Annotated in this window: 19 protein-coding genes and 1 tRNA gene; 6 read left to right on the top strand and 14 right to left on the bottom strand. The window is 51.3% G+C overall.

Going from position 1 to position 23,438, the window contains the following annotated elements; genetic code table 11:
- Positions 1-8: 8 nt before the first annotated feature.
- The 7 genes from GP475_RS05485 to uvrA form a co-directional block, all read right to left on the bottom strand.
- A complete protein-coding gene (locus GP475_RS05485; protein WP_224400034.1) occupies positions 9-842 on the bottom strand; it encodes a TrmH family RNA methyltransferase in 834 nt (277 codons plus the stop codon).
- Positions 839-1,285, bottom strand: a complete 447-nt coding sequence (locus tag GP475_RS05480) for an NINE protein (protein ID WP_187975614.1) — start codon at positions 1,283-1,285, stop codon at positions 839-841. The genes GP475_RS05485 and GP475_RS05480 overlap by 4 nt, the downstream gene beginning before the upstream one ends.
- Positions 1,286-1,461: 176 nt before the next feature.
- A complete protein-coding gene (rplT, locus tag GP475_RS05475) occupies positions 1,462-1,845 on the bottom strand; it encodes a 50S ribosomal protein L20 (RefSeq protein WP_187975613.1) in 384 nt (127 codons plus the stop codon).
- Positions 1,846-1,896: 51 nt separating this feature from the next.
- Positions 1,897-2,091, bottom strand: coding sequence for a 50S ribosomal protein L35 (rpmI, locus tag GP475_RS05470; protein WP_187975612.1), 195 nt, complete (start codon positions 2,089-2,091; stop codon positions 1,897-1,899).
- Positions 2,092-2,133: 42 nt separating this feature from the next.
- Positions 2,134-2,655, bottom strand: a complete 522-nt coding sequence (gene infC, locus GP475_RS05465) for a translation initiation factor IF-3 (protein WP_187975799.1) — start codon at positions 2,653-2,655, stop codon at positions 2,134-2,136.
- 324 nt (positions 2,656-2,979) lie between these two features.
- The gene (locus GP475_RS05460; protein ID WP_187975611.1) at positions 2,980-3,636 is read right to left on the bottom strand and encodes a hypothetical protein; all 657 of its coding nucleotides are present in this window, start codon (positions 3,634-3,636) and stop codon (positions 2,980-2,982) included.
- 9 nt (positions 3,637-3,645) lie between these two features.
- A complete protein-coding gene (gene uvrA, locus GP475_RS05455) occupies positions 3,646-6,504 on the bottom strand; it encodes an excinuclease ABC subunit UvrA (protein WP_187975610.1) in 2,859 nt (952 codons plus the stop codon).
- 87 nt (positions 6,505-6,591) lie between these two features.
- Between uvrA and GP475_RS05450 the strand changes: the two genes are divergently transcribed.
- The 3 genes from GP475_RS05450 (at position 6,592) to GP475_RS05440 (ending at position 10,688) form a co-directional block, all read left to right on the top strand.
- Positions 6,592-7,194, top strand: a complete 603-nt coding sequence (locus tag GP475_RS05450; protein ID WP_187975609.1) for an MBL fold metallo-hydrolase — start codon at positions 6,592-6,594, stop codon at positions 7,192-7,194.
- 107 nt (positions 7,195-7,301) lie between these two features.
- Positions 7,302-8,213: a DoxX family protein gene (locus GP475_RS05445; RefSeq protein WP_187975608.1), complete on the top strand. Its 912-nt coding sequence runs from the start codon at positions 7,302-7,304 to the stop codon at positions 8,211-8,213.
- A gap of 171 nt (positions 8,214-8,384) precedes the next feature.
- Positions 8,385-10,688, top strand: a complete 2,304-nt coding sequence (locus GP475_RS05440) for a HelD family protein (protein ID WP_187975607.1) — start codon at positions 8,385-8,387, stop codon at positions 10,686-10,688.
- A gap of 70 nt (positions 10,689-10,758) precedes the next feature.
- On the opposite strand, the gene GP475_RS05435 is transcribed toward GP475_RS05440, so the two are convergent.
- From GP475_RS05435 to uvrB, 3 genes are all read right to left on the bottom strand, one after another.
- The gene (locus GP475_RS05435) at positions 10,759-11,202 is read right to left on the bottom strand and encodes a universal stress protein (RefSeq protein WP_187975606.1); all 444 of its coding nucleotides are present in this window, start codon (positions 11,200-11,202) and stop codon (positions 10,759-10,761) included.
- A gap of 60 nt (positions 11,203-11,262) precedes the next feature.
- Entirely contained in the window at positions 11,263-11,724 is a 462-nt protein-coding gene (locus tag GP475_RS05430) for a universal stress protein (RefSeq protein ID WP_187975605.1), read from the bottom strand.
- A gap of 107 nt (positions 11,725-11,831) precedes the next feature.
- The gene (gene uvrB / locus GP475_RS05425; RefSeq protein ID WP_187975604.1) at positions 11,832-13,940 is read right to left on the bottom strand and encodes an excinuclease ABC subunit UvrB; all 2,109 of its coding nucleotides are present in this window, start codon (positions 13,938-13,940) and stop codon (positions 11,832-11,834) included.
- A gap of 77 nt (positions 13,941-14,017) precedes the next feature.
- Between uvrB and GP475_RS05420 the strand changes: the two genes are divergently transcribed.
- Positions 14,018-14,653 (top strand): hypothetical protein, encoded by a 636-nt coding sequence (locus GP475_RS05420; RefSeq protein WP_187975603.1) that lies wholly within the window; start codon positions 14,018-14,020, stop codon positions 14,651-14,653.
- Here GP475_RS05420 and coaE read toward each other — a convergent pair.
- The 4 genes from coaE to polA all read right to left on the bottom strand — a co-directional run bounded on the left by coaE (position 14,641) and on the right by polA (position 22,100).
- The gene (gene coaE, locus GP475_RS05415; RefSeq protein WP_187975602.1) at positions 14,641-15,243 is read right to left on the bottom strand and encodes a dephospho-CoA kinase; all 603 of its coding nucleotides are present in this window, start codon (positions 15,241-15,243) and stop codon (positions 14,641-14,643) included. The genes GP475_RS05420 and coaE overlap by 13 nt on opposite strands.
- Before the next feature lie 76 nt (positions 15,244-15,319).
- Positions 15,320-17,419 (bottom strand): glucose PTS transporter subunit IIA, encoded by a 2,100-nt coding sequence (locus tag GP475_RS05410; RefSeq protein WP_187975601.1) that lies wholly within the window; start codon positions 17,417-17,419, stop codon positions 15,320-15,322.
- Between the two features lie 312 nt (positions 17,420-17,731).
- Positions 17,732-19,186: a 30S ribosomal protein S1 gene (gene rpsA, locus GP475_RS05405; protein WP_187975798.1), complete on the bottom strand. Its 1,455-nt coding sequence runs from the start codon at positions 19,184-19,186 to the stop codon at positions 17,732-17,734.
- A gap of 235 nt (positions 19,187-19,421) precedes the next feature.
- On the bottom strand, positions 19,422-22,100 hold the full coding sequence (gene polA / locus GP475_RS05400) for a DNA polymerase I (RefSeq protein WP_187975600.1): 2,679 nt from the start codon (positions 22,098-22,100) through the stop codon (positions 19,422-19,424).
- A 119-nt stretch (positions 22,101-22,219) separates the two neighbouring features.
- Here polA and GP475_RS05395 point away from each other — a divergent pair.
- Both GP475_RS05395 and GP475_RS05390 read left to right on the top strand, forming a co-directional pair.
- Positions 22,220-22,293 (top strand) — tRNA-Leu (locus tag GP475_RS05395).
- A gap of 159 nt (positions 22,294-22,452) precedes the next feature.
- Positions 22,453-23,409, top strand: coding sequence for a DUF368 domain-containing protein (locus tag GP475_RS05390; RefSeq protein WP_187975599.1), 957 nt, complete (start codon positions 22,453-22,455; stop codon positions 23,407-23,409).
- Positions 23,410-23,438 lie beyond the last annotated feature (29 nt).

Genomic DNA, 23,438 nt, shown 5'->3' with positions numbered 1-23,438 from the left:
CTAGGTTCTTATCTCTGGGTGGGAAACTCTTCCTGCTGGGCCCGGGCCGACTCGTACAGACATATAGCGGCAGCGGTAGCCAAATTGAGTGATTCTGCCCGGCCACGAATGGGAATTCTCACCCGATGATCTGCTAATTCCTGAATCTGCGGGCTGAGGCCATGTGCTTCATTACCGAACAGCCAGGCAGTTGGCTGCGAGAGAATCTCGCCTGCATTATCCAGGGAAATATCACCATCAGCAGCAGTAGCTAACACCTGAATCCCCTTGCCTTGGATATAGCTAATCGTTTCGTCAATGTCTCGATGCCGAGATACCGGAATGTGAAATAGAGAACCGGCTGATGATCGAGCGACTTTTGACGACAACGGGTCACATGTGTCTCCAGCAAAAACCACGGCGTCTGCTCCCATGGCGTCGGATACGCGGATAAGAGTACCTGCGTTTCCTGGTTCACGGGTTTCCACCGGAATGCTGATAAGCCGAGGAGATCCGTCTAGGCACTGCCGAAAACGCCAGAGCACCGGGGTACAGACCGCGAAGATACCCGTCGAACTTTTTGTGTCTGATAGCAACTGGACAGCTTTGGCAGAAATTGGATGGCAATAAACGTTGCTGTACTGAGCTAAGTGAAGCAATTCTTGAAATCGTTGAGCAGCGCTCTCGCTGAGGAAAATATCAGTAGCTGCGCCGGTTGCTAAAGCCGCCTCGACGCTATTTTCCCCTTCGACTAAAAATCGCTGGGCCTTTTTTCGACCGGAAGAACGCTTCAGTTTAGCGGCATGGACTACTCGAGGAGTTTTATCGCTAAAAGGTGCCGAAAAATCAAGTTCGGTGATCACTGGTGACCTCGGGTGTTATAGGCGCCGACATCGGCGAGAATTAAGACGAATTCGATGATTGCCCAGACTACGAGCAGGAAACCGGGGACCCCAGCTAGGAATGATGAAAGCCCGAGGAAAGTCAGTTGAGCCACTCCGCGGCGATAATTACCCAGGTAGAAATTATGTGCCCCGGTGGTACCCAGGAACAGTGCCAAACAGGCAGCTAATGCTTTGTTTTTGGGCGGGCGGTGGGCCTGAAGCCCGGAATCTACAGGTTGAGAAACTGGTTCAGGGGCACTGGGCTGTGTGATGCTAGGCCGATAAGACTGTGCCCCAACATCCTGAACATTAAAAGCCCCCACATCAGCACCCGGATGCTTAGCAAATATTTGCTCTTGGGTGTTTTCCCAGTTCCCTTTCCTGGGCTTGATGGGCAAACCATCCTTATCAAAGGAATCCATGACTAACTCCACCTCATCATCACTGCTTAGCAGCGCATCTGGTTCTCATTATCGTGGGAACCATCATAGTGTTGGCGCTAGGCATCAGTTCCCTAGAAAGGACCAATGAATGAAAAAACTCGTCTCACCAGGAACATTTTATGTCCAGAGACGAGTTTTTCGGTTACCTAAAATTCTTAGGCAGCATTGGGAGCATTCACGTCCTCCGGCAATGCGGCTTTAGCGGACTCGCAAATAGCAGAGAAGGCTTGGAAGTCATTGACAGCCAACTCAGCCAGGATCTTGCGATCCACCTCAATGCCAGCAAGCCGTAGCCCCTGGATTAAACGGTTGTAAGTAATTCCGTTCATCCGGGCAGCAGCGTTGATCCGCTGAATCCACAATTTGCGGAACTCCCCTTTACGGGCGCGACGATCACGATAGGCGTAAGTTTTGGAGTGCAGCCACTGCTCCTTGGCCTTGCGGTACAGGCGAGAACGCTGACCGCGGTAACCACGGGCGGCTTTGAGAATTTCACGACGCTTCTTCTTAGCGTTAACGGACCGCTTTACACGTGCCACTTCGGTACTTCCTTAATTATTTGTCGTAAACGTTCAGGGCAATTATTTGGCTCAGGCTTTGCCGAGCAGACGCTTGACGCGCTTGGTGTCAGCCTGGGCAACATCCTTGGTGCCCTTCAGACGACGGGTACGGGTGGAGGGTTTACCCTCAAGGAGGTGGCGGCGATTAGCCTGCTCCCGGCGAAGCTTGCCAGAGCCGGTCATCTTAACGCGCTTTGCGGTGCCCTTGTGGGTCTTCTGCTTCATCGCTTAAAAGTCCTTAATCCCAGTCGAACGGGGTCTGCGTGCTTATTTCTTGCCCTTACGGACGGGTCCGAGCACCATGGTCATATTCCGGCCATCTTGTTTCGGGCGAGATTCTACAATTCCCACCTCAGAAACATCTTCTGCCAACCGTTCCAAGAGCCGATATCCCAGCTCTGGGCGTGATTGTTCGCGGCCACGGAACATGATGGTCACTTTAACCTTGGAACCCTTCTCCAGGAAACGGACCACGTTCCCCTTCTTCGTCTCATAGTCGTGATCATCGATCTTGGGACGAAGCTTCTGCTCCTTGACCACGGTCTGCTGCTGGTTCCGGCGAGCTTCGCGGGCTTTTTGAGCTTGCTCGTACTTATACTTGCCGTAGTCCATGATCTTGGCAACCGGCGGCTTAGCCTTAGGCGCAACCTCAACTAAGTCAAGGTCGGCATCATAAGCAAGCTTGCGGGCGTCCTCAGTGCGGACAATACCCACTTGCTCACCGCTTGGGCCGACAAGACGGACCTCGGGAACTCGGATTCGCTCATTGATGCGAGCTTCAGCGCTGATGTGGACTCCTCAGGTAGCAGGGTAAGAATGTACGTACCACACCACAATCGAAGGTCTTGGTTCCATGAAAAAAATCCCACGCTCTTAAGACGCGGGAGATCATGGCCACAAAGCTAATGGTGTTACAGAACAATACTGTAAGCACTAACTCTTTACCCGTAGCCAACTTTGATAGCGGCCTGGGGTGGGAAGATCTCCTCTTGTGGCCTCAAATTCAAGTGTAAATTCGAGGCGGTAGCGGTGACATAGTAACTCACCTCTACCACAATGTCAAAACTACGCGCAGCAGCGCTGGCCTGCACTCCTTAGGCGGACTCTCCTACCTCATCTCCCAGAGATAATCACCTGGGCAGAATCACCGCCACGACAGTCAAAGTATCCGTTCCTCAAACTACGGCAGTCCATCGTGTAGCGCTGACCGGTGACTGGACTCGTGGCCTTAATTTTCGCATCCTGACCATCTGGTGTTCCGGCCAAAGCATAGCCAACCTCTCGAGCAAACTCGCAGCTGGTATTGCTGTTTCCGGACCAGATCTGATGGCCACCCATCTCGCCACATTGGCTTTGCCCAGCTTGTCCTAAAGCTATTGGCGGTGGCGACGGCTTAGAGCTGGTGGGTTCGGTTGACGTCGAGGGTCGACGTGATGACGAGGTTGTTGATGTCGAACTTCGAGTGCTCGACGTTGTGGAGGATGAACTCGTCGTTGAGGATGCTTTGGTACTACTTGACGAGTGCGTGCTGGTGGTGGTGCTGGTAGCCACAGCTTCGGCTTGGTCTTTCTGAGATCCTCCGGCCAACCAACTCCACACAGCTATGGCTAAAGCCACCGCAATAAGTGCTAAAACAACGAGAGCAACGACCGGCCCGGTGCTACCACGTTGGCGAGCATAAGCCTGGCCTTGGGCTTGATCCCAAGGGTTGTCGCCGCCAATTATGGCAAAGCTGTCGGTATCGGCATCTTCATCCCTACGTTGTGACATGGGCACAGATTAGCTCATCCCCAGCATGGGAGCGAGGAATTGTCCGGTATAAGACCCGTTGACTTGTGCTACATCTTCCGGAGTACCACTGGCCACCACGGTCCCTCCGCCATCCCCGCCTTCTGGACCCATGTCAATGATCCAGTCGGCAGCCTTAATGACGTCGAGGTTGTGTTCAATAACTACAACAGTGTTTCCTTTATCAACTAAGCCCTGGATCACCAGCATCAGTTTCCTAATATCTTCAAAATGCAAACCGGTGGTGGGCTCGTCCAAAATGTAGATGGTGCGCCCATTGGAACGCTTCTGCAATTCTGCGGCGAGTTTCACGCGCTGGGCTTCTCCGCCGGATAAGGTGGTCGCAGATTGCCCTAACCGCACGTACCCTAAACCCACATCAACAAGGGTGCTCAGATAGCGATGAATAGCGCTAATAGGTTCAAAGAAGATAGCTGCTTCGCTGATAGGCATATCAAGAACTTCAGCGATGTTTTTCCCCTTGTAGCGCACTTCCAGAGTTTCTCGATTATATCGAGCCCCATGGCACACTTCACAGGGAACGTAGACGTCTGGAAGGAAATTCATCTCGATTTTTATTGTTCCTTCACCACGGCACGCCTCGCACCGTCCACCTTTGACATTGAAAGAAAAACGTCCGGCTTTATAACCTCGAACTTTCGCTTCTGTGGTTTCGGCAAAAAGATTACGGATTTTATCAAAGACCCCGGTGTAGGTCGCTGGGTTAGAGCGAGGGGTTCGGCCAATGGGCGATTGGTCCACCTGGACTAGTTTGTCAAGGTTCTCCACACCTTCGACGCGTTGTGCCCGCCCAGGCACGAGGCGGGCTCGGTTTAATGAATTTGCGAGGTTTTTGGCTAGGACTTCGTTGATAAGCGTGGATTTCCCGGATCCGGATACTCCGGTTACGCATACCAATAGCCCCAAGGGAATGTCGATATCCAAATTCTTGAGATTATTCTCCCTAGCACCAATGATTCTCAGTGCTCGATCCGGGTCTCTATCTCGGCGGTGCTCTGGCACCCCAAGAACTCGTTGACCGGAAAGATACGCTCCGGTTAATGATTCCCGCTGGGTGAAAATTCCTTCCGGTGGCCCCTGATAGACGATATCTCCGCCAAATTCTCCGGCTCTAGGCCCCACATCTACAAGATAATCAGCAGCGCGAATAGTGTCTTCATCGTGCTCGACGACAATAAGCGTGTTTCCAATATCGCGGAGTCGCTTTAAGGTTTCAATTAATCGATGATTATCCCGCTGATGTAAACCAATGGAGGGTTCGTCAAGAACATACAGCACCCCAGCTAGTCCAGAACCAATCTGGGTGGCCAGGCGGATACGTTGAGCCTCGCCGCCGGATAGGGTTCCAGCAGCCCGGTTAAGCGTCAAATAATTGAGTCCCACATCTAACAGAAAATGCAGCCGAGCTTGGATTTCTTTAAGTACCGCTCCGGCGATCATCTCCTCGCGGGCTCCGAGAATGAGAGAATCCAAGAAAGTTGCTGCTTCTTCAATGCTGAGTTCACATAGGCCAGCAATGGAAAGTTCTCCGTGGCTTTCCGACGCTAAGCGGACAGCTAAAATCTCTGGTTTAAGTCGTGTCCCTTGGCATGTTGGGCACGGAACCTCGCGCGTATAAGAAAGTAAACGCTCCTTTTGGGAATCGGAATCTGCGGTCTCAAGTTTCCGATGCAAATATCCCATCACTCCCTCAAAGGGAGCAGTCCAACTACGTTGCCGACCATAACGGTTTCGGTAGCGGACATGAACCTCTGTCTCAGTGCCATGGATAAGCGCATGCTTGTGCTCAGGTGTGAGCTCTGAGAACGGCATATTGGCGTCGAACCCCATAGCTGCGGCAAAACCCTCAATGAGCTTCTCAAAGTAGCGATGATTAGGGCTTGTTTTCCACGGCTGGACACAACTGCGCACTGGGGCATCGGGGTCGGGAATAATTAAGTCCTCATCAATTTCAGTCCTGGTCCCCAATCCATCGCAATCAGGACAAGCACCATAAGGAGAGTTAAAAGAAAAGGCCCGAGGTTCTAACTCATCAACATGAAGTGTATGCCCATTGGGGCAAGCCATTTTTTCAGAGAATCGACGTACCCGATTCGGATCCTCCTCAGGAAGACCAACAAATTCTATGACTACAACACCGTCGGCTAAAGCCAAAGCAGTTTCTACCGAATCGGTTAGTCGTTGTTTCTGGGACTCCTTGACTTGAAGCCGATCAACAACCACATCAATGTCATGTTTGACCTGCTTCTTCAATGATGGCGGTGAGGATAGCTGATAAATTTCCCCATCAACGCGAACCCGAGAATAACCTTGAGCTGCCAAGTTCTGGAAGAGATCAACAAACTCTCCCTTCCGAGTGCGCACCACTGGGGCAAGAACCTGGAATTTCAATCCAGGCTCCATAGCGAGGACCTGATCCACAATCTGCTGGGGTGTTTGTTTGCCGACCGGCGCATCACACACCGGGCAATGGGCCGTCCCCGCTCGAGAATAAAGTAACCGGAGATAGTCATAAACCTCAGTGATCGTCCCCACGGTGGAGCGTGGATTTCGATTGGTAGATTTTTGGTCGATAGATACCGCCGGAGATAGCCCATCAATAAAATCCACGTCGGGTTTATCCATTTGGCCTAAGAACATTCGGGCGTAGGAAGAAAGGGACTCCACATAACGACGCTGGCCTTCAGCAAAAATGGTGTCAAAAGCTAAGGAGGATTTCCCTGATCCGCTGAGGCCAGTAAACACCACCAAAGAGTCACGCGGAATGTCAATATCGACACCTTTGAGGTTGTGTTCCCGCGCACCACGAACAATGAGGCGATCAGCCACTTATTTACCCCGTCTTCTCTGTCGGAACTACCGTATCGAACATACCAACGATGCTATGAGGGCGCACCTCTCGGTATCCTCTAAGCCATGAGCAACGCATTAACGATGAAACATATTTCCGTGTCGTCGATGGATAATAATTGCTACCTTCTTTGCTCCGGCAATGAAGGTTTACTCATCGACGCAGCCGACGACGCTCCGGCAATTTTTGCGATGGCCGAAGAAGCAGGGGTAACGATCACCGGAGTGGTCACCACACACCGTCACCACGACCATGTCCGCGCCCTCAGCGAGGTGCTGGACGCCACCGGCGCCCAACACTGGGCCTCGTTCCTCGACGCCCCAGCCTTGCCGGTGGCTCCCGATGTCGAACTCCACCACGGTGACCATGTGGAGTGGAATGGATTTTCTTTCCCGGTGGCAATACTGCGAGGACATACCCCCGGAGGGCTCGCCGTCATCACAGAAATTGACGGCGTTCATCACATTTTTATCGGCGATAGTCTCTTCCCTGGAGGTTTGGGGAAAACGTCCAGCGAGTCTGATTTTGTCCGGTTGTATAAGGATGTCACTGAGCGAATATTTGATATATTTGATGACCGCACAGTTATTCATCCCGGACACGGCGCCTCGACAACATTGGGAGAAGAGCGACCTCATTTATCCGTGTGGTGGGACCGGCGATGGTAATAGGTACACCCCCGCCCATTACCCATTGCTTCCGATTTATCTAATTCACGCTACGATTGAACAGAAGAAAAATTTCTCGGACCGATTTTTAAGGAGCGGTTCTACAAATGATTCGTAAGCTCGCACGCCCGATGTTGGCATCGGTGTATGTGGTCGACGGTGTTGACACTTTGGCTAACGTCGACGCACACGTAGAAGGCACAGAACAAATCCTCAAGCGGGTTCGTTCTTTGTTGCCCCGCAAATACGCCAAGCAAATCCCTGACGATCCCAAGTTGGTTACCCGGGCAGTCGGTGGAGCAAAGGTGGGCGCAGCCTCCGCTCTAGCATTAGGCAAGGCTCCTCGGCTCGCTGCTGGTACCCTCACCGCGCTGACGATTCCTACCATTCTGGCGCGCCACGCATTCTGGGAAACCCAGGATGAGGAAGAAAAGAAGTCTCGCCGTCAAGGTTTCCTCACTAATCTGGCACTCCTCGGCGGATTAGCTATCACCACCATGGATACCGAAGGTCGTCCGGGGCTAAGGTGGCGCGCTAACAAAGCCGTGCAAGCTGCTTTGCCGACAAAGTCTGAAGCCGAGAAATTCCAGGCTAATGCCAAAGAATTTTTCTCCGACGCTTCCTCCAAGGCAGGCGAATACGCCACCACTGCCCGCGACTATGTCGATGACAATAAAGACGACTGGATCGACTCTGTCAAAGCTGGCGCAGCTAGCCTTAGCGAAAAGGTTCAGGATCTTACCGAATCTGCGCGAGGATATATCGACGACAATAAAGACGATTGGTTGGATTCGGCCAAGAAGAATAGCGCGGCAGCGCGCAAGAGCGTGGTGAAGACCGCGTCTAAAGCTCAAGAACGGGCCGATGCTGCTTTTTCTGTTGCGCAGGACAAAGCCGATAAGAAACTGAATAGCCGCAGTGCGAAGAAAGCTCAGAAAAAGGCTAAGAAGCTGCAAAAGCAAGCCGATAAGTCATTGAAGAAGGCCAAGAAAAAGCTAGCTGGAAAGTTTGATTTCTAAAAGCGATCTCTCGGTTTACCCTCGCCGCTGATTCCCTCATGGTGGATTGGTATCGCGAGGGTTTCTTCTTTTGCACCGCCTGGGTTCGGCAGTCGATGATGTCAGTGTTCTCCACGATGAACCGCTTCGAGGTATCCTTAGAGGCTACGTCTTAAGGAGAGGGAGGATGCGTTGGTTACAGCCCCAGCGCCAGAAGAGTCGCAAGAATCTGAGTACCAGCGAGAGTTAAGGCACGAACAAAACTACGTAGATGGTCTTTTTGCTCGCCTTGATAATGAAGTCTCTCAAGCCACAGAGCGGCTCAGATTAGTGCAACTAAATACCGATCCCGCTAATCCGGCCGCTGAAGCGCTCGTACAGCGTGAAACCGAATACCATAGCCTCAATGCTCGCCTAGATCGTCTCAACCTGGCCCAACTGGGCCTGGTTTTTGGCCGGATTGATATTCACTGCGAGGACACGCGCAATATTGATAATCCCCTGCCCGGCGAACCCACCATGGATCGTCGCTACATTGGCAGGATGGGGCTAGATGCTCGGGAAGAAAACTATCGTACTCTGTTGCTGGATTGGCGAGCACCCATGGCGCGACCCTTTTACCTGGCTACCACAGCTCAACCAGAAGGGGTACGACTACGACGTCATCTACGTACCCATGGTCGAACAGTCACTGACTTCGATGATGAATTCCTGTCCGGGAACCAAGCGGGACACCAACGCGGAGGCGTAGGTTCTGAATCCGCCTTATTCCACGTCTTGCAGCAACCCCGCACTAGCCGGATGAAAGACATTGTGGAAACTATTCAGCGGGAGCAAGATGAGATCATTCGCGATAGCACCAGGGGAATTTTAGTAGTAGAAGGTGGACCCGGGACCGGAAAGACTGCCGTCGCACTTCACCGTGTGGCCTATCTTCTCTACACCTGGCGAGAACAGCTTGCCCGTACGGGCGTACTTATTATCGGCCCCAATCGAACATTCCTGGACTATATATCTCATGTTCTCCCCGAACTAGGCGAAACCGGAACTGTTCTGTCCACCATCGGGGATCTCTACCCGGGGATTAGTGGCACGGGGAAGGAATCTCTTCTGGTCAGAGAAATCAAAGGCTCAGCAGAGATGGTGGAAATTCTCTCCGAGGAAGTTCGCCATTACCAGGTATTACCGGAGGAAATACGCTATCTCCAGGTCGATGGGATCACCCTCCAAGTCACCCCCAGTATGGTTAAAGCGGCCCGCACCAAGGCTCGACGCTCACGTCGCCCCCATAACCTAGCGCAATCAGTCTTCCGGGAAGAGTTGCTGCATCGTTTAGCCCAACAGATGGCTGGAACTATTGGTGCAGACCCCCTAGGTGGGGCAAACCTCCTCCATCATGCCGACATTGACCAACTTCATGATGACCTTGCTGAGGAACCTGAAATCAATGATTTGGTGGCTGAGTTCTGGCCAGAATTGTCACCGACTACGGTGTTGCGTCGCCTATTGGAAGATAAAAACCGCATAGCGTATGCCGCCCGCGCTTATGATACCGAAACTCAAGAGGCGTTATACCGGCCGTCTGGGTCTTCCTGGTCGCCTACTGATGCAGCTCTGCTGGATGAGCTTGCGGTGCTGGTGGGAATGCCAGATCCTGAGGAAGAGCAACGTCGCGCCGATGACAATTGGCGGCAAAAAGTCACTGAAGCTCAAGAAGCGTTGGATATTTTAGCGAGCTCTGCAAACACTGATACCGATGACGAAGAATTTGAAGCAGAGATTCTAGGCGCCCATGATGTTATTGACGCTGAGACATTAGCTCAACGCCAAGAAACTAGGGATTCGCGTTCCACCGCGGAACGAGCCAGCGCGGATTACACCTGGGCTTATGGTCATGTCATTGTTGATGAAGCTCAAGAGCTTTCCCCGATGGAGTGGCGAATGGTGATGCGCCGTTGTCCTTCCCGGTGGATGACCTTAGTAGGTGATACCGCCCAAACTGGTTCTCCTGCCGGCGTCGATTCTTGGGCAGAAACCTTAAGTCCCTTTGTTGGATCCCGCTTCCGTTATCGCACTATGACCGTCAATTACCGAACCCCATCACAGATTATGGAAATTGCCCACCAGGTGCTGAGGATTATTGATCCGGATAGCCCGGGCACTCAGGCGATTCGCGATTCTGACTATCCGGTGCGATTCTTAGCTAGTGGCACCAACCCTCAGGCTATTATTGACGAACTCTCGGCCGAAGAACCAGACCGCTTAAGCGCTATCATCTCGGCCAATGATAGTGACTGTGGTTATTCGGTCGACGCCATCAAAGGATTAGAGTTTGACCACGTGGTCTTGGTGGAGCCCCGCAAAATCGTCGAACAATCTCCCCAAGGCTGGCAGGATTTATTTGTTGCACTGACTCGCGCGACACAATCTTTAACCGTTATTGGTGAGGTTCCCAAGTCCATCGACATTCCTGAATGCTCAGATCAGGCCACCTAAAATTCACGAAACCTCCTCCCTTGAGGACATATCAGCCGACAACGGGAGGAGGTAACTACGTGACCACAGATTAATTAACTGTGTGAACAATCATGACGTCGCAGTCTGATTGGCGGGCGACGTCCGCCGGTACTGATCCTAAAAGACGACCGGTGAGCGAATTTATGCCACGATTTCCCACAACCAAAAGATCAGCTTTGTTGTCATTGACAATGCTCATCAGAGCTTGGACTGGGGTGCCCGAACGCAGTTCAGTACGAACATTCTGAGCGCCCAACTCAGTGGCACGCTCAGACGCATCCTGGAGATTCTTCCGGGCAGTCTCGTCACCGACTACGGTGACAGAATCTTGACGAAGAGTTTTTGAAGCTTCTTCTTTGGTTTCGTAGTATGCCGACCCCACAATCAGGACCGCATCAAAGGCGGAGGCAATGCGTGCAGCACGTTCTACTGCAAGCATGGAAGAATTAGAACCATCAGTTCCCACGACGATAGTGGAATAAGTGTCGCTCATAAGGCCTTCCCTCGAAGAAATCTTTGATTTCGGATGTCCCTTATTCTAGCAATGCCCACCCTAGTGGGGTGGATTATGTCCATCGGTGTTGACAAGCATCACGTCTACGTGGGCATGGCGAACCACTCCCGTGGGAATGGAGCCAAATACGCGCCCTGCAAGTGAACGAACTCCCCGGTTACCCATCACCAATAATTCACTACCGGTTTCTGCTAAAACATTGACTAACACTTCTACTGGGGACCCGGAGCGGGCTAAGACAGAGATCTTCTCTGCGCCTTCCGCAGCCGCTACTTGCCGAGCCTTTTCTAGATATTCTTCAGCTCGTTCCTGATTAACTATGGGGAAACCGGTTGGACCATCTCCTTGCCCGGCATGGAATAGGGCCCCGGAGTTGTTATAAAAAGCACAAATAATGGTGAGGTCGGCCTGATACGCCCGAGCTAAACTCGCCGCGGTTTCTACCGCTTTCAAAGACGCGTCCGAACCATCAGTTCCCACCGCAATGTTGGAGTACTTCATCGTCTCTCTTCTTCAGATTAGACGGCACACCCTTATCTGGGTGCTCATGTCTCTTACAGCTAACTGTTGTACCAGGATCCAGCGGCAGCGGCACGACGGTATGTCGCCTACATCCCCATTTCTTTTAATCCCCGCAACTCTTGACGCAGGTCATGGATTTCATCACGAAGGCGGGCCGCCAATTCAAACTTCAAATCTCGGGCAGCCTCCCCCATTTGCTGCGTCAAATCATCGATCAGTTTCTGTACTTGATCCGCAGGAAGTTGTGAAATTTCCCGACGCTCAACCGGGTGGGCTAGTACCGTGTCACCGGCAGCACCCGAGTCCTCCGCGGCGTCTCGGCGCTCATGAACTTGATCCAAAATATCAGCAATTTTTTTACGCAGCGGTTGAGGATCTATTCCATGTTCAGTGTTGTACGCAATCTGCTTTTCCCGACGTCGCTCCGTTTCCTCAATAGCATAACGCATAGAATCAGTAACGCTATCGGCATACATAATCACTTCACCCGACACGTTCCGCGCAGCCCGACCAATAGTTTGAATGAGAGAAGTTGAAGAACGCAGGAATCCTTCTTTATCCGCATCAAGAATCGCTACCAAGGACACCTCGGGAAGATCTAAACCCTCGCGTAGCAGGTTAATACCTACCAGGACATCGAATTCACCCAGGCGAAGCTGTCGTAGTAATTCAACCCGGTGCAAAGTATCAATATCTGAGTGCAAATAGCGAACCTTAATTCCCAATTCGAGAAGATAATCACTTAAATCTTCTGCCATTTTCTTCGTCAATGTCGTCACGAGGACTCGTTCATTGATGGCAGTCCGCTGTCGAATATGCTCTACTAAATCATCGATTTGCCCTCGGGTCGGCTTTACTATCACTTTCGGGTCTACCAGCCCAGTGGGACGAATTACCTGTTCCACAAATTCCCCACCGCTAGCACTTAATTCATAGGGCCCGGGGGTAGCTGACATATAGACTGTTTGGCCTACCCTATCTTCAAATTCATTCCAGGTCAGCGGCCTATTGTCTAAGGCTGAGGGGAGTCGGAAACCATGTTCCACAAGGTTGCGCTTGCGCGACATATCCCCTTCATACATTCCACCAATCTGAGGAACGGTGACGTGGGATTCATCGATAATGGTGAGAAAATCCTCAGGGAAATAATCAATGAGCGTTGCAGGCGCTGACCCTGCGGCACGACCATCAATATGCCGGGAATAATTCTCAATCCCAGAACAGAAACCCACTTGTTGAATCATTTCCAAGTCATATTCGGTGCGCATTCTTAAGCGCTGCGCTTCTAGCAGCTTTCCACGATTTTCTAAGGTCGCTAAACGTTGAGAAAGTTCCTCTTTAATATCGGCGACTGCTCGTTCCATGCGTTCTGGGCTAGCGACGTAGTGAGTTGCTGGGAATATTCTTAATTCTTTCACTTGCCGGATGACATCGCCTGTTAGTGGGTGAATATAAAAAAGTGCATCAATTTCGTCGCCAAAAAATTCGACGCGGACAGCGAGTTCTTCATAGGCGGGAATGATATCAACTGTATCGCCTTTAACGCGGAATGCTCCTCTGGTGAAAGCAACGTCGTTGCGATCATATTGAATATCTACGAGGAGTCTTAAAAACCGATCTCGCTCGACTTCTTCCCCAACTTGCAAAACAATTGAGCGATCTAAATATGACTGTGGGGTTCCTAAACCATAAATACACGAAACCGAACTCACCACCACCACATCACGTCGAGATAATAAAGCAGAGGTCGCGGAGTGGCGAAGCCGTTCTACGTCTTCATTAATTGAGGAGTCTTTTTCTATATACGTATCGGTCTGGGCGATATACGCTTCTGGCTGGTAGTAGTCATAATAACTAACAAAGTATTCCACCGCGTTATGCGGCAATAGTTGCCTAAGCTCGTTAGCTAATTGCGCAGCTAAGGTCTTATTCGGTGCCATAACTAAGGTAGGACGTTGTTGCTGCTCAATAAGCCACGCTGCCGTTGCTGATTTACCAGTACCCGTGGCACCCATAAGAACCACATCACGTTCACCACGACGAAGTCGTTCATCTAATTCTTTGATAGCGCCGGGTTGGTCACCTGAGGGTTGGTAGTCGGACTCTACCCGAAACTCACCCTCGCTACGCTCAACTTCACCAACGGGACGAAACTCTGAATACGATAAAACTGGTTGCTCAGCTGCAAAAGCCATGCGTACCAGGGTACGCTACTTCGCTTTGCGTGGTCGATCATATTGAAACTGTTCGCTAGGTGACATAGCCTGACAACATGAAAGAATTCTCCCAGAAACTCCTTCTCTTCCCCGTGACCATTTGTGCTCTTGGTATAGCTAGTTGCAGCACGAATAGCGGTGAATCAGGAAATAATAACGATAGTCATTCTAAGGAGAGCAGTGTTGTCAGTACCGTATCAATGACGGCTGAACCGACAACTATTCAGGAAACTGAGAAGAATTCTGCCACCAATAGCGCTACTCATTCGGCTTCTGAGTCTCAGGGGAACGACGCCTCCCCAGACTCGTGGAAGAATATTACCCCAGACCAGGGAGACGCTTTTGCCGCTTATCATATTTACCCTGAGCAAAAGGGGTATATGTTTACGACCACCCGCGGTGACTATTGCGAATTACACCCCACCACGAAGGATAATAATGAAGCCTCAGCTCTGTGCCGGCTAGATCTTCCGGCATCAGGAAATGCCTTAAGCATTAACCGACAGGATGGGGCACGGGTAATTCAGGCTAATCGCCCACTCAGTGCCCAACCTGGGGTGAAAACTCTGCAACCAGGTCAATACCTAGAGCTAGATGGTATTCGCTGCGGAGTTACCCAGGATCAAGAGGTGAAATGTCAATTAGACGAGCACTCTTTTAGTTTCAATCAGGAGGCCTATCACGTGGAGTAACTAGCGATGCGGTTTAGCAGTTTTTTTATTTGAGGTCTGAGATCCTCAACCGAACCATTGTTGTCAATGATGACATCGGCGACAGCCCGACGCTCACCATCTGTAGCTTGAGCAGCAATGCGACGTTTTACGTCATCTTTCGCTAAACCCCGCGAGGTAGTCAGGCGTCGAATTCTTTCTTCTCGATCCACCTCAACCACCACGTTGAGATCCATGTCATGATAATGGCCATTTTCAACTAATAGCGGCATGTCATAGATGATGGCTGTTTCCCCATCTCGCTCAGCTTCATCAAATCTCCGCTGCGTTTCCTGAGCAATCCGCGGATGGGTAATCCTATTCAGTACCTCGGTTTCCTCTGGCGAAGAAAAAGCAAGCTGGGCTAGACGCGCCCGATCCAGCTGGCCGTCGGACTGAATGATTTCGCTGCCAAAATGCTCTACTAGTTCGGTCAATGCCGGTTGCCCCGGTTCCACAATCTCCCGAGCAATCGCATCAGCATCAATAACTCTCAACCCGTGCTGGGATAACAGCGCAGCCATGGTGGATTTCCCGCTGCCAATCCCACCAGTCAGACCTATTTTTAACATACCTCTGAGTGTAGAGACTCCCCCACCCGAAAGTCGGATGAGGGAGCCTGAGTTTCCGCGAGTAGCTGTTTAGCTACTACTCGCCGTCCTTAGCATAAACCTTGATCACTTCTTGACCAATGCTCACAGACGACGCGGGATAGGATTCCACCTTGGCGAATTTCTTCGTATTAGAAATCAATACCGGCGTAATATCCGAATATCCGGCGGCATGGATCTTATCCCGATCAAAGGTAATTAATTTATCCCCAGCCTTAACGTGCTGCTTCCGCTCGACGTGAACCTCAAATCCATCACCTTGCATTTGGACCGTATCAATGCCGATATGAATCAACATATCAATACCGGAATCCAACCGAAGTCCTACTGCGTGTCCCGTCTTTTGGGCCGCAATTATAGTTCCATCGGCTGGCGCAACAACGGTATTACCGGTTGGTTTGATGGCAATACCTTGTCCCAAAGCGCCCTGGGCAAAAGCCGGATCAGGCACCTCAGACAATTCCACTGCCTCGCCTTCCAAAGGCGCCCCCACCGACGTCTGTGTACCTGGTTGCAGTGCTTCTTTGACGGGTTTGGTTTGCGCAACTGGTTTAGTCTGAGTTGCAGTCGCCGTAGCAACACCTGCTCCACCAGCAACAACCGGAGCAGCATTGCGATCCTCAATCGCTGCAATCCGCTCGTCCTCGGCTTCATTAGCTGCTTCACGCTCCGCAGCAATCCGAGCTTGCATCTCAGCTTTTTCTTCCTTGGTTCGGTAGTCCAGGAACAAGGTCAACAGCAACGAGGAGAAGAAAGCAGCAGCAATACCAATGCAGTAGCCCAACACCGGTTTCATGGCCACCACAGTCAGCAGAGAGGTAAAGACGAACGCGTAGGCTTTAACATTGAAAATGCCCATGACAATACCGCCGATTAAACAACCCGGAAGCAGCCGGTAATAGCTTCTCCGATACCGAAGCAACACACCATAAAGAGATGGTTCGGAAATACCGCCGAGCAAACCGGCAAACATACCACCAGCGGAAACCTGTCTCATCTGAGTATTCTTTTCCTTCAGGGAAAGAATGAACACACCAGTGATAACACCGAAGCAGGCGAAGTTCCAGGCACCCATCGGACCTTGAATGAAGTCATACTGCAAGGTGTTGAGGTTAACAATCATGATGGCGTTTAGTGGCCAGTGCAGACCAAGGGGCACCAAGAACGGGTAGAGCAACGGAATAACCACTGCCAAAATGAACGGGCTCGTTTCATTGAGGAAGAACAAGAAATTAGCAATCCAGTTACCCACTTGAAGCCCGAACGGTCCCACCACAAACGCGGTGAGGGGAATCATGATGGCCAAGGAGAAGAAAGGAACGAACACCATCTGGATAGCGCCCGGAATAATCTTCTTCAGTCCCTTTTCCACGAAATAGAGAACCACCGCCGCGAACAATGGCGGGAACACCTGCCCGCTGTAATCATTGATATACATGGGCAGCCCAAAGACATGGGTCAAATACGCGGATTTGTCAGAAATTGACGTGCTGACCTCGACTGCGGATTTTTGCATATCAATGAAGGTCGGCGTCAAAAGAGCAGCCGGAACAGCCGCGCCAACCCATTCATTAGCCCCCAGCTTCCGGGAAGCTGTAGCACCAACCATGATCGGCAAGAAGTAGAACACGGACTTCCACATTGCGTGGAGGAATTGGAAGGTGGGAGGCTGCTCTGTCATTTCCTGCCGGAAATCCTGAACGCCGAAGGTGTCCAAAAGCACCAGCAAAGTGATGATCAAGGATGCACCCAAGAGAGCCCAGAGAATAGGACGGAAGGTATCGGAGAGGACTTCGAAACAGTAATCTACCCAGCCGTATTTGCCGCGCACACCACCGTAGTTCTTTTTACCGCTTTGAGCGCTGTCTTCTCCACCGTGGCCAGACATACCCGGCAAAGCCTTTATACCCTGGTAATACTCTGCTACACCCCCTCCCATAATTACTTGAAGTCCAGTGCTACCCTGCTTCACTACCCCAAGAACCGCTGGGTCAGATTCCAAGGCAGGAATATCAACGCGGGATTGATCAGCCAACTGGAACCGCAAACGGGTAGCACAGTGGGTCATCGAAGTGATATTGCCCGGACCACCGATATTGTCCAAAATATGTTGCGACGTAGTCGTCGTTGACGCCATGTGGGCACCTTTCAAGACATGACAACATGGCTCCATGAAAAATGTTCACGACAGTTCTTCAACACGCCATGATGCTCACGAAGTTGACCAAAGTCCAAACATAAACGACATTTTCCTCGATTTTTTACGCCCGCTTATGCCCGACTTCGTTCTGACATGTTTGATTATACGACTATTCCCAGAAATACTCTAAAGACTCAGGCAATTTTTTTAGATCCAGCCAACTACCTTTAGGCATAGCTAAACCCCGAGAACAACCTCAGAGAATCAGGTTGCTCTCGGGGCGATAAACCTCAACCGATCGGGTGAGCTTTAGTTGCCGGTGAGCTTCTCCCGGAGAGCAGCAAGTTGCTCATCACTGGCCAGGGTGCCAGAGTGTGCGTCCTCATTATAAGAGGTTGCGGGAGCTTCTTCTGCCTCAGAGGAATACTCAGATTCCTTCTCGGCTGCTTCGGCAGCAGCGGCACGGTGACGCTCAATTTGTGCGACGTGCAGCTGGTAACGGCTTTCAGCCTCGGCGTAGCGGGTCTCCCACTCGCGCTGAGCATCCTCGTAGCCTTCCATCCACTCATTGGTCTCGGGATCGAAGCCTTCGGGGAAGATGTAGTTACCCTGCTCGTCGTAGGAATCTGCCATACCGTACTTGGTCGGATCGAAGTCCTCGTTGAAGTCGGCATCTGCCTGCTTCAGGGAGAGGGAGATACGACGACGCTCGAGGTCGATGTCGATGACCTTGACCATAACTTCTTCGCCGACATTGACGATCTGATCCGGTACGTCCACGTGGCGCTGAGCCAGCTCGGAAATATGGACCAGGCCTTCGATTCCCTCTTCGACGCGGACAAAAGCACCGAAAGGCACCAGCTTGGTGACCTTGCCAGGAACGATCTGGCCCACCGCATGGATCCGAGCGAAAACGCGCCACGGATCTTCCTGGGTTGCTTTCAGAGACAGGGATACGCGCTCGCGATCGAGATCGACGTCGAGCACCTCAACGGTCACTTCGTCACCCACAGTGACAACCTCGGACGGGTGATCAATGTGCTTCCAGGACAACTCAGAAACGTGTACCAGCCCGTCAACTCCGCCGAGATCCACGAAGGCGCCGAAGTTGACAATGGAAGAAACAACGCCCTTGCGGACCTGACCCTTTTGCAGCTTGTGCAGGAAGTCGGAGCGAACCTCGGACTGGGTCTGCTCCAACCAAGCACGACGGGAAAGCACAACATTGTTACGGTGCTTATCCAGTTCGATGATCTTAGCTTCAAGCTCTTGTCCGATGTAGGGCTCAAGGTCACGGACTCGCCGCATCTCTACCAGAGAGGCGGGCAGGAAGCCACGAAGACCGATGTCCAGGATCAGGCCGCCTTTGACAACCTCAATGACGGTGCCGGTGACCGGTTCGTCCTTCTCCTGCAGTTCTTCAATAGCTCCCCAAGCACGCTCATATTGTGCGCGCTTCTTAGAAAGAATCAGGCGGCCTTCCTTATCTTCCTTGGTCAACACCAAGGCGTCGATCTCGTCGCCAACCTCGACAACTTCTTCGGGATCGACATCATGTTTGATGGAAAGCTCACGGGAGGGAATAACACCCTCGGTTTTATATCCGATGTCAAGCAGAACCTCATCGTGATCAACCTTGACAACGGTGCCTTCGACGATGTCACCGTCATTGAAATATTTGATGGTGGCGTCGACAGCGGCGAGGAAATCCTCAGCAGAACCGATATCGTTGACGGCTACCTGAGGGGTATTGGAAGTGGGCATATGTATATGTGCTCCGAGTTGGATAGGAAATCGTTGCGGACAATGTGTGTCTCTCAGAACCCCAGGTGAACCCGAGTTTTCTGATCTCGCTTGGGTAAGCCCCCACCCCCTATCAAGATGAGCGACTACCCTCACACAGACACGTGGACCTAACCATACCCATCTCCACCTGGGATTTCAACTGGAACTACAGATCATTCTGAAGGTGTGTCATTATTCACCTTTGCTACCCCCACTAGTGGGCAGCTTCATCCCAGTCGGCGCCTATCCCTACCGAGACCTCTAGGGGAACTCGTAGGGAAATTGCCTGGTCCATTTCTTTTTCCACGATGGCACGAACAGTATCGAGCTCTCCGGCGGCAACTTCCACTACTAACTCATCATGGACCTGAAGAAGAACGCGGGACTGCAACTGCCGATCCATCAATGCCCGATCAACCCTAATCATGGCAACCTTGATAATATCCGCCGCTGTTCCCTGAATAGGAGCATTCAGTGCGGCCCGCTCAGCATTTTCTCGAGCTAAACGGCTGGTTGATGTTAATTCCGGGAGATAGCGACGACGCCCGAAAAGGGTGCTGGTGTACCCGTCGTATCGCGCCTTGTCCACGACGGCGTGCAAATACCGCTGCACCCTACCAAACCGCTGGAAATAGCTTTCCATAATTGCTTTGGCTTCTCCAGCGGGGATATCTAATTGCTGGGATAGACCATAAGCCGATAGTCCATAAGCCAAACCGTAGGATAAAGCCTTCACACGACGACGCAGTTCCGCATTGACCTGGGTAATCGGAACATCAAAAACCTGGGAGCCGACGTAATTGTGGAGATCTTCACCGGAAATATATGCCTTAATTAGACCTGGATCTTCCGAGAGGTGCGCCATAACCCGCATTTCAATCTGTGAGTAATCAGCAGTGAGAAGATACTCATATCCCTCCCCTACTTTAAAAGCTGACCGAATTCTTCGTCCGGCACTGGTCCGGACCGGGATGTTTTGCAGATTTGGTTCTGTCGAGGAAAGCCGTCCGGTACTGGTAATGGTCTGATTAAAAGTAGTGTGGATCCGACCATCCGGCTTAATGGCTTTAATCAGTCCCTCAATAGTGCTTTTCATCTTCGAATATTCTCGATGAGCTAAGAGATGCTGCAAAAAGGGGTGCGGGTGTTTAGCTGCTAACTGCTCAATTTCCTTGGCTGCAGTGGAATACCCCGTTTTGGTCTTCTTCGTCTTGGGAAGACCCAGTTGGTCAAAAAGTACGGTCTGTAATTGACGAGGGCTGGACAAGTTAAGGGTCGGATCATTGACCAGTTTCCGCGCCTCATCTACTTCAATGTCAACCTGGTGGGTATATTCCTTGCCAAGATCTTCTAAAACATCTTTATTGATGGCGATTCCCGTAATCTCCATGCGCGCTAAAATGCCCGCTAGCGGCAACTCTAAATCCGCATAAAGCTCATAGGAGTCAATATCTTGCAGTTCCTTAACTAACGCCTCCGACAGTTCTAAGACCGCTACCGCTTGCCCTAAGAGCTCCGTCGCATCAGACATACTGTCAAGGAAAGAGAGTTGACCTTCGGACTCAGAGCTGGAAGCCCATTGCCGCTGCAGATGCCGCTGATAGACATCCTTGAGGGAATAAGTTCGCTGACCCGGCCGCAATAAATACGCGGCTAATAAGGTGTCGTGTTGATAGCCGCGGAAGGTAATGCCCCGACCATGGAACATGTGTATAGCTGTTTTAGCATCGTGAACAAATTTTGGTTCTTCTGATTCCAACCATTGGACCAGTGCCTGTTCTTCTGTCACGTCAACTTCCGCGAGGTCAACGACGACGCCGCTGCGTTTTTCATCCACTATCGCAATCCGGTACACATCCTCTGCTTCAGGGGTAGGGTTGCCGTCAACAACTAAAGCTAGCCCTTTGCCTTCATGTTGCTGGAGATACTCAACCAAGGATCCCTCAGCTATTGTCGGCGGAATCCGATCCTCAGACTCACCCGATAATTCCTTTTGCTCCGGCGCCATCACCTTCACAATTCTTTCCCTCAACTGGGAACCAAATTGCAGGTCATCAAAGTTTTCCGCTAATTTATCCAGGTCTACACCCTTAAAACCAAGCTCTTCCGGCCCAAGTGGAAGCTCCATATCTCGAATCATCTGAGTCAAATATCTATTGAGCTTGACCTGCTCAATCCGCTCCCGGAAATTCTGGCCCACTACCCCCTTAATATCCTCAGCATGAGCAATGAGATTATCAAGAGTGTCATACTGCACAATCCACTTTGTGGCCGTTTTTTCACCAACTTTAGGAATTCCTGGAAGATTATCTGAGCTATCTCCCCTTAACGCAGCAAAATCAGGATACTGCGCTGGAGTTACCCCGTATTTCTCCGCCACAGCCGCGGGATCAAAGCGATGTAATTTTGACATCCCAGACATTGGATAAAGAACAGTAATGTCCTCATTTACCAACTGAAGATAATCCCGGTCACCGGTCACAATCAGGATGTCAAATCCCTCCGGCTGCGCCTTGGTTGCCAACGTGGCAATAATGTCATCAGCTTCATAATTCTCCCGCTCTAACCAGGAAATGCCCAATGCGTCGAGCATTTTCTTGATCAGCGATACCTGGCCTTTAAACTCCTCTGGGGTAGCGTCTCGTTGCGCTTTATACTCGGGGAATTTCTCAGTGCGGAAAGTCTTGCGTCCGACATCAAACGCAACGGCCATGTGACTTGGTTGTTCTTGGGACACGATATTGACCAGCATGGATAAAAACCCATATACGGCATTAGTGTGCTGTCCGCCTGAAGTAGCGAAATTCTCCGGTTTCAGAGCATAGAAAGCTCGAAATGCCATCGAGTGTCCATCAATAAGAAGTAAGCGTTGCGCAGAATTATGTTCAGTCACGCCTATCGAGTTTAGGTGAGGAATACCCGGTCGCGGGGGCGATGTGGAAAATTTTCCGTGATGCGCTATGATGTTGCGAGTGCGTTAAAGGAACACCTCCTTGTTCGCTAAACATCACTGCCCCAGTAGCCCAATTGGCAGAGGCAACGGATTCAAAACCCGTCCAGTGTGAGTTCGAGTCTCACCTGGGGCACGATCAGTACTCATACGTTAAGACCGCCGGCGGGGCATCCACCCCCGGCGGTTTTTCTCAGATAACGTCAACTGCGACTCTGATCTTTTCTTTCCTACACCCGAGGCGCAACACCCGAGTGCGTTCGGCTCCCACCCGCATACCTTGATAAAGAGTGAGATGACTGAACAACAAACCAAAGCTACTCCGCTAAGTTTCATCGCTAATATCGTGCGCGGAGCACTTATTGGAATGACAGAACTTGTTCCCGGAATTTCCGGGGGCACGGTTGCCCTCGTGGTAGGGATTTATGAGCGTGCCTTAGCCACCGGCAATCATTTACTGGATGTAGCTCAAGCGTTTGTTAAGAATCGTTCTCGCCTTCCAGAATCCCTCCGTAAAGTGGATTGGAGTTTATTAATCGGCGTCGGTATTGGCATGCTCTGCGCTGTTTTCTTCTTCTCCTCCGTACTTCATGCATTTGTCAGCAACCATCCAACAGTTGCCCGCGGCCTATTCTTCGGGATGGTTTCGGTATCTCTTTTTGTCCCCCTGGGAATGATGAATCGACGTCGAGCTCGATCCCTTAAACGCAAGATCATCGCTACTTTTCTTGGCTGCGCTGCGCTTGCTTTCATCGGTACCTCATTTACTGCGACCCCACAGGACAACCCTTCGCTCATCGTCATTTTCTTCGCCGCAGCGATAGCGGTGTGTGCTTTAGTGCTGCCTGGAGTTTCCGGATCCCTTCTTTTGTTGGCCTTAGGACTCTATGCACCCGTTATTGGCGCGGTAGCGGAGAAAAATCTACTAGTTATGGCGGTGTTTGCTGGAGGTGCGCTGTGCGGCATTGTCGTCTTTATTCGCTTTCTCGGTTACGTCATGACTCATCATCGAACATTGACCTTGGCGGCCATGGCTGGGCTTATGTTGGGTTCACTACGAGCGTTGTGGCCTTGGCAAAATAGCGACGGGGCTTTGCTTTTCCCGCACACCCCGGTTCTCCTTCCGCTCCTGGCTGTTCTGTGCGGGGCCCTGATTGTGGCCGCTGTCATATACGCCGAAAACATCAATCAACGTCGTCATCGAGGAAGTCGCACCGTCAGCGACACGGCACCGCAGTCATCACCATCGTGACCCTTGGCTAAGTTTTTCTAAAGTATCCT

The sequence above is a fragment of the Corynebacterium poyangense genome (genome assembly GCF_014522205.1).
Taxonomy (GTDB): domain Bacteria; phylum Actinomycetota; class Actinomycetes; order Mycobacteriales; family Mycobacteriaceae; genus Corynebacterium; species Corynebacterium poyangense.
The sequence above is the reverse complement of the archived record's forward strand: the minus strand, read 5'-3'. Positions and strand labels throughout refer to the sequence as shown.

Coding starts and splice junctions, on each gene's coding strand:
- GP475_RS05480 (WP_187975614.1), bottom strand. CDS start 1,285: ATGGATTCCTTTGATAAGGATGGTTTGCCCATCAAGCCCAGGAAAGGG.
- rpmI (WP_187975612.1), bottom strand. CDS start 2,091: ATGAAGCAGAAGACCCACAAGGGCACCGCAAAGCGCGTTAAGATGACC.
- GP475_RS05460 (WP_187975611.1), bottom strand. CDS start 3,636: ATGTCACAACGTAGGGATGAAGATGCCGATACCGACAGCTTTGCCATA.
- GP475_RS05450 (WP_187975609.1), top strand. CDS start 6,592: ATGAGCAACGCATTAACGATGAAACATATTTCCGTGTCGTCGATGGAT.
- GP475_RS05445 (WP_187975608.1), top strand. CDS start 7,302: ATGATTCGTAAGCTCGCACGCCCGATGTTGGCATCGGTGTATGTGGTC.
- GP475_RS05435 (WP_187975606.1), bottom strand. CDS start 11,202: ATGAGCGACACTTATTCCACTATCGTCGTGGGAACTGATGGTTCTAAT.
- GP475_RS05430 (WP_187975605.1), bottom strand. CDS start 11,724: ATGAAGTACTCCAACATTGCGGTGGGAACTGATGGTTCGGACGCGTCT.
- uvrB (WP_187975604.1), bottom strand. CDS start 13,940: ATGGCTTTTGCAGCTGAGCAACCAGTTTTATCGTATTCAGAGTTTCGT.
- GP475_RS05420 (WP_187975603.1), top strand. CDS start 14,018: ATGAAAGAATTCTCCCAGAAACTCCTTCTCTTCCCCGTGACCATTTGT.
- coaE (WP_187975602.1), bottom strand. CDS start 15,243: ATGTTAAAAATAGGTCTGACTGGTGGGATTGGCAGCGGGAAATCCACC.
- GP475_RS05410 (WP_187975601.1), bottom strand. CDS start 17,419: ATGGCGTCAACGACGACTACGTCGCAACATATTTTGGACAATATCGGT.
- rpsA (WP_187975798.1), bottom strand. CDS start 19,186: ATGCCCACTTCCAATACCCCTCAGGTAGCCGTCAACGATATCGGTTCT.
- GP475_RS05390 (WP_187975599.1), top strand. CDS start 22,453: ATGACTGAACAACAAACCAAAGCTACTCCGCTAAGTTTCATCGCTAAT.